13 protein-coding genes are annotated in these 13,038 nt (G+C 71.3%); 4 read left to right on the plus strand and 9 right to left on the minus strand.

Going from position 1 to position 13,038, the window contains the following annotated elements; genetic code table 11:
- Positions 1-57: 57 nt before the first annotated feature.
- The 3 genes from VPH61_RS00555 to VPH61_RS00565 form a co-directional block, all read right to left on the minus strand.
- Entirely contained in the window at positions 58-2,655 is a 2,598-nt protein-coding gene (locus tag VPH61_RS00555) for a metallophosphoesterase family protein (RefSeq protein ID WP_332061567.1), read from the minus strand.
- A 190-nt stretch (positions 2,656-2,845) separates the two neighbouring features.
- On the minus strand, positions 2,846-3,739 hold the full coding sequence (locus VPH61_RS00560) for an alpha/beta fold hydrolase (RefSeq protein ID WP_332061568.1): 894 nt from the start codon (positions 3,737-3,739) through the stop codon (positions 2,846-2,848).
- Between the two features lie 79 nt (positions 3,740-3,818).
- Entirely contained in the window at positions 3,819-4,202 is a 384-nt protein-coding gene (locus tag VPH61_RS00565; RefSeq protein WP_332061569.1) for a PLDc N-terminal domain-containing protein, read from the minus strand.
- A gap of 199 nt (positions 4,203-4,401) precedes the next feature.
- On the opposite strand from VPH61_RS00565, the gene VPH61_RS00570 reads away from it, so the two are divergent.
- A complete protein-coding gene (locus VPH61_RS00570) occupies positions 4,402-6,312 on the plus strand; it encodes a choice-of-anchor A family protein (RefSeq protein ID WP_332061570.1) in 1,911 nt (636 codons plus the stop codon).
- An 86-nt stretch (positions 6,313-6,398) separates the two neighbouring features.
- On the opposite strand, the gene VPH61_RS00575 is transcribed toward VPH61_RS00570, so the two are convergent.
- Positions 6,399-7,274: an LLM class flavin-dependent oxidoreductase gene (locus tag VPH61_RS00575; protein ID WP_332061571.1), complete on the minus strand. Its 876-nt coding sequence runs from the start codon at positions 7,272-7,274 to the stop codon at positions 6,399-6,401.
- Positions 7,275-7,339: 65 nt separating this feature from the next.
- Here VPH61_RS00575 and VPH61_RS00580 point away from each other — a divergent pair, with 65 nt between their 5' ends.
- Together VPH61_RS00580 and VPH61_RS00585 are read left to right on the plus strand one after the other, a co-directional pair.
- Positions 7,340-7,699, plus strand: coding sequence for a hypothetical protein (locus VPH61_RS00580; RefSeq protein WP_332061572.1), 360 nt, complete (start codon positions 7,340-7,342; stop codon positions 7,697-7,699).
- A gap of 118 nt (positions 7,700-7,817) precedes the next feature.
- Positions 7,818-8,108 carry a DUF4287 domain-containing protein gene (locus VPH61_RS00585; protein ID WP_332061573.1) on the plus strand — a complete coding sequence of 97 codons (291 nt, stop codon included), beginning with the start codon at positions 7,818-7,820 and terminating at the stop codon, positions 8,106-8,108.
- Between the two features lie 89 nt (positions 8,109-8,197).
- On the opposite strand, the gene VPH61_RS00590 is transcribed toward VPH61_RS00585, so the two are convergent.
- The 5 genes from VPH61_RS00590 to VPH61_RS00610 all read right to left on the minus strand — a co-directional run bounded on the left by VPH61_RS00590 (position 8,198) and on the right by VPH61_RS00610 (position 12,319).
- Positions 8,198-8,884: an NUDIX hydrolase gene (locus VPH61_RS00590; RefSeq protein WP_332061574.1), complete on the minus strand. Its 687-nt coding sequence runs from the start codon at positions 8,882-8,884 to the stop codon at positions 8,198-8,200.
- Between the two features lie 22 nt (positions 8,885-8,906).
- A complete protein-coding gene (locus tag VPH61_RS00595; protein WP_332061575.1) occupies positions 8,907-9,317 on the minus strand; it encodes a DoxX family protein in 411 nt (136 codons plus the stop codon).
- A 33-nt stretch (positions 9,318-9,350) separates the two neighbouring features.
- A complete protein-coding gene (locus VPH61_RS00600; protein ID WP_332061576.1) occupies positions 9,351-10,157 on the minus strand; it encodes a CPBP family intramembrane glutamic endopeptidase in 807 nt (268 codons plus the stop codon).
- Between the two features lie 94 nt (positions 10,158-10,251).
- Positions 10,252-10,884 (minus strand): glyoxalase, encoded by a 633-nt coding sequence (locus tag VPH61_RS00605; protein WP_332061577.1) that lies wholly within the window; start codon positions 10,882-10,884, stop codon positions 10,252-10,254.
- 73 nt (positions 10,885-10,957) lie between these two features.
- Complete coding sequence (locus tag VPH61_RS00610) at positions 10,958-12,319, minus strand: serine hydrolase domain-containing protein (protein WP_332061578.1); 1,362 nt, start codon at positions 12,317-12,319, stop codon at positions 10,958-10,960.
- Positions 12,320-12,506: 187 nt separating this feature from the next.
- Between VPH61_RS00610 and VPH61_RS00615 the strand changes: the two genes are divergently transcribed.
- Complete coding sequence (locus VPH61_RS00615; protein WP_332061579.1) at positions 12,507-13,037, plus strand: DUF4190 domain-containing protein; 531 nt, start codon at positions 12,507-12,509, stop codon at positions 13,035-13,037.
- Position 13,038 lies beyond the last annotated feature (1 nt).

Genomic DNA, 13,038 nt, shown 5'->3' on the forward strand with positions numbered 1-13,038 from the left:
GTCGGGCGTTCGCACGTGCACGAGCGGATGCCGCGAGCCGCGGCATCCGCTCGGTTGCTAACCCAGCGAGACCGGACCGCTCGACTGCTTACGACGGCGGATCGCGATCGCGGTCACGAGACCGCCGAGCGCGAGCAGCACGCCGGCCGCCCACAGCGCAGCGGATGCCTCGGCGCCCGTGCTGGCGAGGTCGCCGCTCACGCTGCCGGTGCCGGCCGAACCGGTGCCTTCCGTGCCGCCGCTGCCGCCACCGGCTGCCGCGCCGACCTGCACCGGCGCCCAGCCGATGAGCGTGCCGTCGGCCGCCTGCACCACGAGCCGGTGCTCACCGGGCGTGGTCGCGGCGGGCACGACGGTCGTGAACTCGCCGCCGGCGTCTGCCGTGGCGGCGCCGAGCAGCGTCGGCTCCGAGTACAGCCACGCCCAGACCTCGGCGCCCGCCTGCTCGTCGCCGAGGCCGACGGTGAAGGGCACGCCGACGGTCACCTTCGCCGGCACGGTGATGTCGCCGCGGGTCGCGTCGGTCAGCTCAGCGGGGTCGACGGGCTCGGGAGCGGTACCGGGCTCGGGCTCGACGGGCGGCGTGACGCCGGCCTCGGTGACCCACTTGCGTCCGTCGTCCTTCTTCGTCACCGTGAACTCGTCGTAGACGGCGCCGATCGGCAGGTCCGTCGTCGCGGCCGCGGTCTTCTCCGCGAGGTAGGAGCGGTAGACGAGGGCGTCGCCCGAGACGTCGATGACCTGGTAGGTCGTGACGCCCGCACCGCGCAGCACCTGCGTGGCGTTGTTGTTCGTCCACACGTTCTTCTCGTCGGTCTCGAGCTCGTAGTGCTTGGCACCCGAGTTCGAGACGATGTAGACCGGGCCGTCGGTGATGCCGGGGGTCTCGGTGACGTCGTCGTTGTTGTAGCCGCGGGCGTAGGTGTGGTCGTGGCCCATCATGACGAGATCGATGTCGTGCTTCTGGAAGATCGGCACCCAGAACTCGCGAAGCACGGGCTCGTTGCGTCCGGCCGAGGTCGAGTAGACGGGCTGGTGGAAGGTCACGACGTTCCATTTCGAGGGGCTCGACTCGAGCACGTAGTCGAGCCATGCCGCCTGGAACTCGGTCCAGAGCCGCGCGACCTTCGTCGACGGGCAGTCGGCCGCAGCACAGGCGGGCAGCACGTCGGGGGTGAGGAAGGTCGTGTCGCGCGTCGCGTTCAGCGTGATGAAGCGCATGTCCTGGTAGTCGGTGAAGTACACCGTCTCGGCGGCGAACTGCGTCCAGTGCTCGAAGTAGGCCGCGTACTGCTTCGCGACATCCGTGTCACCGACCGCGAGCTGGGCGAGGTCGCCCGTGGTCGCGGTGGTGGGGTTGTTGTGCGGGTACTCGAAGTTCGCCTTCCACGACTTCAGCAACTTGTCGCCCGAGTACTCGTGGTTGCCGGGAGCGGCCATGACGTTGGTCGTCGCGGCCGAGGTCTCCATGCCCTTGAACCAGTTGAGCCACTCGGTCTCGTTGCTGCCGGTGTTGATCAGGTCGCCGGCGTGCACCGAGCCGATCGAGTCGGGCGCGGTGGCCTCGGCCTGCTTCACGACCGACGGCCACGTGGTGTCGAGGCCGATCTGCGCGTCGCCGTAGTAGACGAACTGGAAGTCGCTGTCGTTCGGGTCGGCGGTCGTGAACTCGTGCCAGTCGCTCCAGGCTCCTTCGAGCCCGACGCGGTACGAGTACGCGGTCGCCGGGGCGAGCGCGTCGACCGTCGCCGAGAAGTGCTGCTTGGGGTTGCCGTTGACGGTTCCGGCCGCGTACGCATCGACCGAGCGGATGTCGCCGCCCGCCGCCGCGCGGATCTGCACCTGGCCGCTCGTGTGCGAGACGTCGCCCGCGAGCCACGAGAACGACTGCGAGGTCTCGGGCGTCTCGGTCGGCGTCATGATGACGCGCGTCGGGGGCACCGCGACGGGCACGCCGGGCTCGCCGGCCGGCAGCAGCCGGAGCGAGGTCATGTCGAGGTAGATGTCGGAGCTCGTCTCGCGGTCCTGGTAGAGCGCGATCGCGACCGTGTTCGTGCCGTCGACGAGCACGTCGCCGTCGACCTCGAAGTGGCCGGTCGCGGGGTCGGAGGAGCCGGATCCCGCGTACTGGACGTTGGTCGTCTCGGTCACGCGGTCGGCGTCGAAGCCGGCGACGCGTTCGCCGTTGATCCAGACCACTGCGCCGTCGTCGTAGACGAGGTCGCCGACGATCGAGCCGACCTCGGCGGAGACGCCCGCGGCGAGGTCGAAGGTCGTGCGGAAGAAGAAGGTCGGCACGTCGGGCGCGGACGTGCCATTGATGTACTGGTTCAGCAGCGTCTTCGGCGTGAGCGGGCCGACGGGCGCGAGCTTGCCGCCCTTGGCCCCGAAGCTGCCCTGCGCCGACTTCCAGTCGCTGTCGTTGAAACCGGTCGTCGTCCAGACGCGCAGCGGCGAGGCACCGCGCGCGGGGTCGCTGCCGTCGTCGAGGTACTTCCAGGTGGTCGCGCCGGTCGAGATCACCGGTTCGGCGGGCACATCGGCGGCGGCGAGCGCCGGGGCGGGTGCTGCGAGCACCCCGGCGAGCATGGCGAGCAGGGCGGCCGACACCGCACCCCGTCTCCCCCAGCGCGTCGCGTTCTTCGTCGTGGTCATGAGCGTCCTTCGTTGCAGGGGGCGGAGCGGCCACGCAAGCGCGCAGGCTCTCATCCGCCGGGCTGGCGGTCGGAGGTCGCGCGTCGGGGTCGCACCGTCATGCAATCGGGCGCGGATGTCTCGGAGCTGGCCTCGAGGCGACCGCGAGGTGAACCCCGCGCCCGCTGCCGGGCGTGTCGCCGACTGAATCTCAGCGCCCGGCAGCGACCTGCACTGATGAGTCGGATGCACCTTGCACTGCGGTGCTCAGGAACCGGTCGACCGTGGCGGTGAACGCCGCCGCGTCGTCGAGCCAGGGGAAGTGGGCTGCGCCGGCTTGCACCACGACGTCGGCAACAGGCAACGCCGAGGCCATCTCTTCGACCATCGCGGGCGGCGAGTTGAGGTCGACCTCTCCGGCGACGAGCAGCGCCGGGGCCCGGAGCCCGGCGAGCGCGGCACGCGTCGACTCGGGATCGAACGCGCCGTCGGCGGCGAACACGGCCGCTGCCTCGTCGTTGCGATGACGCTCGTCGGCGGCTCGATGCGCTTGCGCCGCGGCATCCCACCGCCCGTAGGCGAAGGGGGCGATCGCCTCCCAGTCGTCACCCCCGCCGGCCACGATCGCCTGCAACGCGGCGAATGCCGCGGCGAACCACGGCTCGCCCGATCGGAGCTCCGCGATCGAGAGCCGCGTCGCCGCCGTCACCATCAGGCCGAGCGCCGCAGCGCTCGGTGTGACGAGCACGAGTCGGTCGATGCGCTGCGGGTACCTGGCCGCGTACAGGAGCGCGAGGTTCGTGCCCGCCGAATGGGCCAGCAGATCGAACCGGTCGAGCCCGAGATGCTCCCGCAGCGCCTCGAGGTCGTCGACGAGTCGGTCGCATCGATACGACGAGAGGTCTGAGGGAACACCGGACGCGCCGGTGCCCCGCGGGTCGAACATGATCAGTGGGCGGAGCACCGCGAGGCCGCCGAGGTCTCCCAGATAGCGGGAGTCGTGCATCGGGCCCCCGGGAACGCAGACGAGCGGCTGCGATGCCGCTCCATCTCCGTGCTCGTGATAGGCGAGTTCGGTTCCGTCGTACGCAGCGAAGGTGGGCATCCGTTCGATGTTCGCAGCTCCCACTGACAACCGCAGGAGTTGTCCACAGGCGGCCGAGTCGCCCAGCCTGGCGCAGTGCCTACCGGGCGGCTCCGGCGTCGCCGTCGGCTTCGCGCTTGAGGCGGTCGAGCTCGGCACGGCGCTGGTAATACTCGATCTCGCGGTCGAGGTCGGCGAGTTGCTGCTCGGTCGTGCTGGGCTGCGGCGCGGGTGGCACCGGCGAGCGCGAACCCTGCGCGCTGCGCTGAGCCATGAGCGAGCCGATGCCCTCGCCGGCCGATGCGCCGCCGTACTCGCGGCCGAGCAGGAACCACAGCAGCGTGCCGACGAGCGGCAGGAGGATGACCAGGAGGATCCACCCGAACTTCGGCAGGTGCCGCACCTGCCAGTCGTCGCGCATGATGATGTCGATCAGCGCGATCACCATGGCGGCCAGCAGGATCACGGGGAAGACGGCGAGCATGGCCGACAGCCTAGAGGCGGCAGGGCCTCGAGCGCGAGACCCGCGCGCGGGTGCCGCCGCTGCGGGCTGATCGAGCCCTCCGTCGTCGAACCTGAGAGAAAGCCAAGAGTCCTTACTCTCCGCGTCACGATCGCGTCGCTCCGGCATCTCTTCAAGTGAGACGGAACCCGTCGTCTCGACCTTCGACCTCCGGAGAACCGTGAACCCCCGAACCTCCGCGCGCCAACGCGCTCGCCTGCCGCTTCGCTCGACCTTCGCCGCGCTCGCCGCGACCGGCCTCGCCGTGGCCGGCGCCGTCGCGGTCGGCGCCGCCCCGGCCGCCGCCGCCCCTGCCGCCCCTGCCGCCCCCGCGGCCGCCGCGGCTTCGCCCGTGCCGTTCTGCCCGCCGCCCGGCGAGATGCCGGGCATCGGCAACCTGCCGCCGGCCTATACCGACTCGAACGTCGCGGTCTTCGCGGGCGGCGACTACCGTGCGATCGGCAGCTCCGCCGAGTCCGAGGGCCTGCTGCTCGTGCAGGGCAACGCCGTGTTCGACAAGGTGAACGGCGGGGTGTTCAACGTCGGCACCGTCGGCGTCGGCTCGGGCATCGTGCCCCCGGGCGGTTCGACCATGCTCGCGGTCGGCGGCGACCTCACCGTTGGCTCGACCACGAGCGTGCACGTCGGAGCGAACCTCGACGGCGGCGGCGCGGTCGCCGTCGGCGGCTCGGCGACCGGCAGCGTCGACACCAACGGGGCTGCGCTCACGAGCGACCTCGGCCGGGCCGCCGCCATGGCGCCCAATGAGGACTTCCAGTCCGTCGTCGACGCCACCTCGGCCACGCTCGGTGCGAGCGCCGCCACCGGCACGACCGAGATCGCGTTCGGACGGGTGACCTTCACAGGTACCCCCGGCGACGCGATGCAGGTCTTCGAGGTCGACGGTGCGGCGCTCGCCACGACCTTCGAGGTCTTCTTCGAGGCCATCCCCGCCGACGTTCCGATCCTCATCAACGTCACGGGCGCAGACGTGTCGTTCGCGCCGAACTACTTCTCGCTGAACGGCGAGCGCGTCGACGCCTTCTCGAGCCCGAACTTCGGCAACGCGGCATCCCGCATCCTCTGGAACGTCGCCGATGCCACGTCGCTGCTGATCGGCGGCTCGAGCCAGTTCATGGGCTCGGTGCTCGCTCCCACCGCGACGACCGACGTGACGGCGAGCACGAACGGGCGCGTCCACGTCGGCGGCGACCTGAGCTACTCGGGCGCCGGCAACGAACACCACAACTACCCGTGGACGGGCGGCGGTTCGCTCGGCTGCGGCGGCGGCTTCAGTGCCGCGAAGCTCGTGACCGGCGACGGTGCGGCGCTCGTGCCGGGCGACACCATCTTCACCCTCGCCTACGACTACGCGGTCGACGGCGGGCAGGTCACCGGCACGCTGTCGCTGCGCGCCGACGGCACCATCGCCAACGGCCCCCAGGGCCTGCCCGACGGCACCGTCGTGCATCTGAGCGAGATCGACCTGCCGATGATCCCGGGCGTGCAGTGGGGGCCGGCGACGATCAGCCCCGACATCGTCACGATCGCGTCGGGCGAGGTCGTGCACGTGACGGTCACCAACACGGCGAACGTGAACACGCCGAGCGCCGTCGGCGGCTTCTCGGTCGCGAAGGCGCTCGGCGGCGAGGCGTCTGCGCTCGTGCCCACCGACTCCGAGTACACCGTGCAGTACCGGTACGAGCTCGACGAAGAGACGGTGACCGGCACCCTGGTCGTGCGCGCCGACGGCGTCGTGGTCGCCGGCCCGCAGACTCTGCCCATCGGCACGGTCGTCGAGTTCACCGAGATCGACCTGCCCGCGGTCGACGGCGTCGAGTGGGGCACGCCCGTGTTCAGCCCCGAGACGATCACGATCGCCGGCGGCGAGTCGGCCCTCGTGACAGTGACGAACACGGCGACGGATGCCCCGGTCGTGCCCACCCCGATCGACCCCGCCCCCGCGACGCCGGGCGAGGAGACGGGTCTCGCGAGCACCGGTGTGCAGGCCGTCGTGCCCGCGCTCCTCGCCGCGCTGCTCCTCGCAGCGGGCATCACGGCACTGGTCGTACGCCGCCGACGCAGCGCCTGACGCGCAGAGCCTGACAGAGAGCGGATGCCTCGAAGCCTCAGCGGCTCCGCGGCATCCGCTCTCGTCGTCGTGTCGACCGGGTGGTCTCAGTGCGCGACGATGCGGGCGACCTCGCCGACCCCGCGCATGAACCCCTCGAGGTCGGGCTCGTCGGAGGTCGGCTGCAGCACGACCACGTCGACGCCCGCCGCGAAGTAGCGCTCGGCGACCTCGGCCACGGCCGAGGCGTCGCCGACGGCGGCGGTGCGCTGGTCTTCGGGCATGTTCCACTGGGTCAGCTCACGGGCGATGCGCGCCTCGGCATCGTCGCCACCGAACGCCGCCATGAGGTAGACGACGATCTCGCTGCGCCCCTCGCGGCCCGCGGCGCTGCGGCCCGCGGCGATCGCGGCGACGGCCTCGGCGGCGCGCTCGACGCTCGTGCCGCCGGTGAGCACGGTGCCGTCGGCGACCTCACCGGTGAGGTGCAGGGTCTTCGGTCCCTCTCCGGCGGCGTGCACGAGCGGCACGACGGCGGGAGGCCAGTCGAGCTTCACCCGGTCGAGCTTCACGTAGCGGCCGTCGGCCGTGACCTCGTTGCCCGCGAGCAACTGCCGAAGCGCCGGCACGTACTCGCGCATGAGGGTGAGCGGCGACGCGACCCGGCTGCCGGTCTGCGCCATCCAGCGCTGCACGCCGTGGCCGACGCCCGGCACGACACGGCCCGGGAACATGCGGGCGATCGTCGCGATCTCCATGGCCGTGACGGCGACGTTGCGAAGCGGCATGGGTGCGACGCCGATGCCGACCCGCAGGCGTTCGGTCCACGCCAGCGCAGCGGCCGCGGTCGCGAACGCCGACTCCTGGAAGCAGTCCTCCCACAGCCAGAGCTCGGGTACGCCCGCAGCCTCGGCCGCTTCGACGGCGGGCCGCAGCCGCTCGGGCGGGAAGGCAGGCTGGAAGATCGCTCCGATTCGACGCATTCCCCCACTCTTGCACCAGCCGACGACACCCGTTGCCGCCGCCCCCCGTCGGGCATGATGGGCGCATGAGCGAATCCGCACCGTCCGCCGCCCCGAGCTCGCCGACGAACTTCCGCCTCCTCGGCGTGATCTCCTTCGCCGTCGGCGTCGCCGCCGTGCTGATGTCGCGGCTGCTCGGCCTCGTCGCCCCGCTGCTGATCAACGCCGGGCTGCCGTCGGCCTACGGGCTCATCAGCGGCATCAGCCTCATCGCCACCGCACTCTCGCTCGTGCTCGGCATCGGCGCACTCGTGCTCGGGCTCATCGTGCTCCTGCGCCGCGACGCCCCGAAGGGGTTCGCCGCCGCGGGCGCGGCGCTCGGCGGCGCCGAGGTGCTGGGCGCGTTCATCGGATTCGGCCAGTCCGCGTTCTACGCGATCCTCTGACACGCCTTCGTCGCCGGCATTTCGACCCAGCTCGAAACACTGGCGAGCGGATGCCGCTGCACACGAGCCTGTTCGAGAGGGATGCCGCCGCGGCATCCGATCCGCGAAGGGAACCGAGATGTCATTCCAGGCCTACCTCGACAACATCGAGAAGAAGACCGGCCTCACGCCGCGGCAGTTCGTCGAACTCGCGACCGAGCAGGGCTTCGGTCCGGGCACGAAGGCGACGCCGATCGTGACCTGGCTGAAGGAGGACTACGGCCTCGGCCAGGGCCACGCGATGGCGCTCGTGCACGTCATCACGAAGGGCCCGCAGATCAGCACCAAGCACGTCGGCACCGACGGCGCCCACAGCGACGCGACCGACACCCTCTGGCTCGACGGGGCCGCGACCAACCCGAACGGGTAACCGCCGCGGCCGGCACAATCGGTACGACCGGCGCGGCCGGTGCGACGGGCGCGACCGGTGCGACGGGCGCGACCGGTGCGGCCGACCGCCTACAGGTCGTCGGGCTCGACGATGCGGTCGTGGTTCCACGACTCGGCCCAGCCGAGCTCGTCGAACATGCGCGAGAGCACGAGCGCGGTGAAGCCCCACACGATGCGGCCGCCCACGGTGAAGGCGGGCGAGCGATACGCCCGACCGCCGAACACGTGCTCGGTGTTCGCCCGGTTCGCGGGGTCGAGCATCTCGCCGACCGGCACCCGGAACACGTCGACGGATTCGTCGTGATCGACCGCGGCGACCTCCGACGGCCGCGTCCACCACGCCGGCACCGGCGTGACGAGGTGGTTGCTCACGGGCACGGGCATGGGCGGCAGCGTGCCGAGCGGTTCGATGCCGTCGGGGTCGACGTCGGTCTCCTCGCGGGCCTCGCGCACCGCGGCGGCGATGGGCCCGGTGTCGGATGCCTCGAGCCGCCCACCCGGGAAGGCGATCTGCCCCGCGTGGCTGCCGAGGGTCGCTGCACGGCGCAGCAGCAGCACGTCGAGGTCGCGCGGCACAGCTCCGGCTGCTGCGCCGCTGCCGCTCGGCACCGAGTCGAGCACTCCGAAGAGCACGAGCACCGCGGCCGGGCGGAGGCCCGAGGCATCCGCTCGGTTCTTCGGCTCGTCGGGGTGCCATTCGAGGCCGCGCTCGCACAGGGCGATGAGCTCGGCTCGTGCGTCGGCGATTACGGGCATGCCCTCAGCCTCCGGGCCCTCGTCAGCGCCGCGGCTCGGCGGTCGACCAGATCGCCAACGCCACGAGCAGCGGCTGGAAGAGCAGGCGAATGCCGCGTGCGCGATCGGAATCGAGGCCGAATGCGGCTCGCTTCTCGGTGAACTGCGCGATGTTGCCCGGGAACACGGCGACGAAGAACGCCGCGACGATCCAGCCGATGCGCCGGCGCTCGCGGGGCAGCGCGACGAGTGCCGCTCCCAGCCCGATCTCGACGGCGCCCGATGCGACCACGACGCCGTCGGCATCCATCGGCACCCATGACGGCACCTGCGAGCGGAACTCCTTGCGCGCCCAGAAGAGATGACTCACCCCGGCGAAGACCAGTCCTGCAGCGAGCGCGAGTCTCGCGATCGTGCGGGGTGCGGTGCTCGTGGGAACGTCGCTGCGTGCCATGTCGACCTCCGATTCGATGGGACGGCGCGAGCCTCAGCTGCCCGCGACCGCCGCGGCCGTGAGCACCGCCGCGGTGATGAACACCCAGTCGTTGATGATGTGCGCGCCCGCCGACACCCAGAGGTTCTTCGTGCGGATGAAGGCGAGGGTGAGCGCGATGCGCGCCGAGCCGATGACGACGATGGCCTGGACCCAGTTCCAGTCGTACGTCGGCAGGTGCGCCGCGCCGAACCAGATCGCTGAGATGATCCAGGCGAGGAGGACCGCGGTCCTGCGCGAGACACCCGCCTTCGCGAACAGGAAGTACATGAGCGCGAGGAACGGCAGCACGACGAAGATCTCTTCACCGATGAGCTGGATGCCGCTGCCCACGTAGAGCGCGATCGTGTCGACGGCCCCTCCCGACCCGGCGCTCGTGATGGCCGCGTTCGGCGACACCGGGAAGATCAGCGACACGATGCCGCCGATCACGAAGGTGAGCACGATGTTGAGCGCGGCGAAGAAGAACATGTTGCCGACGTCGACGAGGCGAACCTTGCGGAAGATCGCCGTCCAGGCGCGACCGGCGACGAGGGCGAGCACCCCGAGGGGGATCGCGACGAAGAGGGTTCGCGGCAGGAGCGCCCCGAGGTTGTTCGGCGTCGGAATGAACATGAGGGCCGCCATGCCGGCGGCGACCGAGAGCCACACGATGATCCACCTGACCACCGAGAGCTCGACGGGCACTCCGTTGTAGTACGGGAAGTCCGCGCCATCGCGGCGTTCGATCAGGCGGCCGAACCGGTCGTCCTCGGACACGGGGCGGAGTCGGCCGGGGGTGGTGGCTTCGGCGGCGGTCATTCGTGCTCCTCTTGGGCGGCGTGCTCGCCCCGAACGGAGCGCCGTCTCGATTCTCTCAGTGCCGACCCGATTCGGCCCCCTCCCCGCCCGTGGACTACTCCCCCGCGCCCGCCCACTCGAACCCGTCGGGGTCGGCGAACGCGCCGGCGTCGCCGTTGATGCGGATACGGTGCGAGCCCGATCCCTCGGCGGCCACGCCGACGGTCTTGGCGAGGGCGCGCCGCTTGTAGAGGCCGAGCCCGATCGGGCTGCCCGGGGTCGCGAAGTCGACGTAGCTGCCGAAGCTCTTCGCGACCGACAGCCCGCGGTCGACGTAGAAGCGCTTGCTCGCGCCCACGTCTTCGGCGCCGATCAGCAGCACGAGGTTCTCGATCGCGCGAGTCGCGGGGCCCGTGTCCTTCTTCGACGAGGTCGCGACCTGCCAGATCGCGCCGTCGGGCGCCTGGACGACGCCGCCGAAGCCCCACAACGACTTCTCGGCGGGCTTCAGCACCGATGCCCCGGCGGCGACGGCGGAGTCGAAGAGCGAGGTCACGTCGGCCGGCTGCGCCACGATGACCGACATCGTGAATCCGCGGAACCCGGCCGACGGGGCATCCGCTGCCCTCAGTCGAACCTGCGGGCCGAGCCCGAAGGCGTCGGCGTAGAAGCGCGCGGCCGTATCGGGGTCGGCCGCGTCGAGGGTGATCGAGTCGATGGTGGTGAGTTTGGTCGTTTCCGTGTTCATACGACCGACGATATTCACGGTCCGCGGCCCGTGCTTCTCCGATTCTGCTCGCTTCGAGGCCGGGCGGCTGCGGTCAGCCGAGCGCGGCGATCGCGTCGGCGACCAGCTGCCGCTGCGAGGGCTCGCCGTCGGCGGCGGGCGTGAAGCCCATGCGCACCACGACGAGCTGCTCCGACGGCACCATGACGACCTTCTGTCCGTCGTGGCCGCTCATGTAGTAGGTGTCGGCGGGCAGCTCGGGCCAGCGCAGGCTGCCGTCGGGCAGCTCGTTCGTGCGGAATCCCATCGCGTAGCCCGGGTCGTCGGTCTCGTCGTGGTCGACGTTCGTGAGGGTCGCATCCATCCAGCCCTCCGGCAGGAGCTCCTCGCCGTTCCATCGGCCGTCCTGCAGGGCGAACTGGCCGAGCGCGGCCCAGTCGCGCGGCGTCGCCCAGAGGTACGACGAGCACACGGGCGTGCCCGCGGCATCCGGTTCGAAGACGGCCGACGACAGGCCGAGTGCGCCGAGGATCGTCTGGCGCGGCAGGTCGGCGCCGTGGCCCGTGCGCTCGGCGAGCACGGAGCAGAGCAGGGTCGTGCTGCCGCTCGAGTACTCCTGCACGGTGCCGGGCTCGTGCTCGAGGGGCAGGGTCGCGACGTAGGCGCCCATGTCGGGCTCGAGGTAGAGCATGCGGGTGATCGGCGTGCCGAGGTCGTAGGTCTCGTCCCACTCGAGGCCGCTCTGCATGCGCAGCAGGTCTTCGACGGTGATGTCGGCGCGCTCGTCGGTCCATTCGGGTCGCAGGTGATCGTCGTCGAGGCCGACGACGCCCTGCTTCACGAGCATGCCCGTCATCAGCTCGGTGACGCTCTTCGACATCGACCAGCCGAGCTGCGGCGTCTCGGCGTCGAAGCCGTCGGCGTAGCGTTCGGCGACGAGCTCGCCGTCCTTCACGATGACGACGCCGCGGGTGCCGAGCGCTTCCTGGTCGGATGCCGCGAGCTCGTCGCCGAACGCAGCGGCGAGCGCCTGCTCGAGTGCCGCATCGGCCTCGGGCGTCGCGGCGGCGGGCGCCGCGACCTCGGCGAAGGGGTTGCCCTCCGCGTCGATCGCGGTGGCCTCCTCGAGCTCGGGCCGCTGATCGGCGAGCGTGCAGCCGAAGCCGTCGGTGTACCAGGCCGTCTGGTGCGCGATCGCGCCGAGGATCGAGCCCGTGGTGCGGTCGGCATCGGCGTCGACGTCGAACTGCAGGTACGGCACGAGCGGGTTCGGCGGGAGGTCGGTGGCGGGGTCGTCGCGGCCGGCGACCTCGGTCACGGCGCACGCGTTGTGGGCGGCGTAGCCGGTGCCGGTCAGGAGGATCGGCTGCTGCCAGAGGTAGACCCCGGTGAACGCGGCGATGAGAACGAGGGCGGTGACGGCGACGATGACGATCACCCGACGGAGGATGTGCACCAGCGGATGCTAGCAAGCACGACGCGCGCAGCCGAATCCTGTTCGGTTTCCACCGTTGAACGGCCGATTCTCCCGTCGGAGGCGAGCCTTCCCCACGAATCCGCCCCGACTGGCATCATCGTCCGGGAGCATCAAGCACCACGGCGCCACAGCACCACGGCCGCGCAGCACACGACAGAGGAGCATCATGACCGATCCGAACCAGCCGCAGGACCCGAACGTTCCGACCCCGCCCACAGCCCCCGACTACGTCGGCGCGCCGCCCGCTGCTCCGGCTGAGCCGGCCGCCGCACCGGCGGCCCCCGCCGCGCCGGCCGCTCCCGCCGCCCCGGCAGCTCCGGAGGCCGCCCCGGCCCCGTCCGCTCCCGCCTACGCCGCCGCACCCGCGGCCCCGGCAGCCGCGTACGCCACCGCGCCCGACGCCCCCGTTCCCGGCAAGGGCCTCGGCATCGCCGGTCTCGTGCTCGCGATCGTGCTGCCTCTCGTCGGCCTCGTCATCAGCATCATCGCCAAGTCGCAGTCGAAGAAGGCGGGCGTCAAGAACACCCCCGCGACCGCGGGCATCATCGTCGGCGCGATCCTGACCGTGGTCGGCATCATCGTCACCATCATCGTGGTCGTGGCCAGCGCCAGCCTCGTCGGCGGCCTGGCCGACATCTGCAGCCAGGTCGGCCCGGGCGTCTGGGAAGTCGACGGCGTCACCTACACCTGCGAGTGAT

The sequence above is a fragment of the Agromyces sp. CCNWLW203 genome (genome assembly GCF_036576125.1).
Classification (GTDB): domain Bacteria; phylum Actinomycetota; class Actinomycetes; order Actinomycetales; family Microbacteriaceae; genus Agromyces.